The sequence below is a fragment of the Caballeronia sp. J97 genome, assembly GCF_905220305.1.
In the GTDB taxonomy this organism is placed as follows: Bacteria; Pseudomonadota; Gammaproteobacteria; order Burkholderiales; family Burkholderiaceae; genus Caballeronia.
Genome location: NZ_CAJMZL010000096.1, coordinates 1 through 591, shown reverse-complemented (window position 1 = coordinate 591; position 591 = coordinate 1). Strand labels below are relative to the sequence as shown.

Sequence of the window (591 nt, the reverse complement as noted above, 5' to 3'; positions counted from 1 at the left end):
CTGGTCGATCAGGAGAAGCCCGAGTTGGTCATTCTCGGCAAGCAGGCCATCGATGACGACTCGAACCAGACCGGTCAAATGCTCGCTGCACTGGCAGGCCTGCCGCAAGCGACGTTCGCATCAAAAGTTGTCGTTGCCGATGGCAAAGCCACTGTTTCCCGTGAAGTCGATGGCGGCGCTGAAACGCTGTCGCTGAAGCTTCCGGCCGTCGTCACAACCGATCTGCGCCTGAACGAGCCGCGTTATGTGACGTTGCCCAACATCATGAAGGCGAAGAAGAAGCCGCTGACGACGGTGAAGCCCGCCGATCTGGGCGTCGATGTCGCGCCGCGCCTGAAGACGCTGAAGGTCGTGGAGCCGCCGAAACGCAGCGCGGGCATCACGGTGCCCGACGTGAAGACGCTGGTCGAGAAGCTCAAGACCGAAGCCAAGGTGCTGTAAAGGAGACGCGAGAAAATGACGATTCTGGTAATTGCGGAACACGACAACGCGTCGATCAAGGCAGCGACGCTGAACACGGTTGCGGCGGCGTCGAAGATCGGCGGCGATGTGCATGTGCTGGTTGCAGGTTCGAACGCGCAAGGCGCAGCG

General features: G+C 60.7%; 2 pseudogenes. Both read left to right on the top strand.

The features are described 5' to 3' along the window. Window positions 1–441 (top strand): annotated as a pseudogene (locus U4Y90_RS35990) (electron transfer flavoprotein subunit beta/FixA family protein); the annotation flags it as partial. 15 nt (window positions 442–456) lie between these two features. Then, a pseudogene (locus U4Y90_RS35985) lies at window positions 457–591 on the top strand (electron transfer flavoprotein subunit alpha/FixB family protein); the annotation flags it as partial.